Below are 711 nucleotides of genomic sequence, written 5' to 3' on the forward strand. Positions count from 1 at the left end.
GCGGCCGCGATCAGCGCCAAGCCCGCAGCCACGACGCAGGGCGCGCCGAAGCGGGTGATGAGGCGACCCGTGAAGAAGCTCGGGGCATACATGGCGATGACGTGCCACTGCAGGCCGGGATTGGCCGTTTCCTGCGGCAAGCCGCAGAGCCGCATCGCCAACAGCGCCGCGGTCATGAGGAAGTTCATGAGCAGGTAGGAGACCACGCCGCAGATCACGGCGGTAATGAAGCGCGGTTGTGCTGCGATGGTGCCAAGTGGACGACGACCGGCCAGCTCCGCAGCGCTCGGCATCGGCAGTTGGATGCCGAGCAGGACAAATGTACAGAGCACGGCCACGCCGCTTGCGCCAGGAAAGTGGCTGCAAAGAGGTAGGGCAACCACAGGTTCTTGGTGAAGGTGACCAGCTGAGGCCCGATTACCCCGGCGAAAACGCCACCCGCCATGACCAGGGAGAGTGCGCGCGGGCGCCGCGCGGCCGGCACGCAGTCGGCCGCCGCGAAGCGGAAGGACAGCACCGCCAGCGCGCCCAGCAGGCCGACGAGCACCCCGCACCCGGTCCCGGTCAGGAAGGCGGCCGTGGCGCCGGGCGATGGCGCCGGCCGGCAGGGTGTAGGCGGCCATACCGACGACAAAGATCGAAATGGGCAGCGTCGCCAACGCCGGGCTCGGCGCCAGGGAGTTCCCGACGATCGCGCCTGTGGCATAAACG

Annotated in this window: 1 pseudogene; it reads right to left on the reverse strand. The window is 68.8% G+C overall.

The annotated features are described in order from the left end of the window. Positions 1-338 (reverse strand): annotated as a pseudogene (locus QWZ14_RS06175) (MFS transporter); the annotation flags it as partial. Between the last annotated feature and the right edge of the window lie 373 nt (positions 339-711).

This window comes from Paeniroseomonas aquatica (assembly GCF_030409335.1).
GTDB lineage: Bacteria > Pseudomonadota > Alphaproteobacteria > Acetobacterales > Acetobacteraceae > Belnapia > Belnapia aquatica.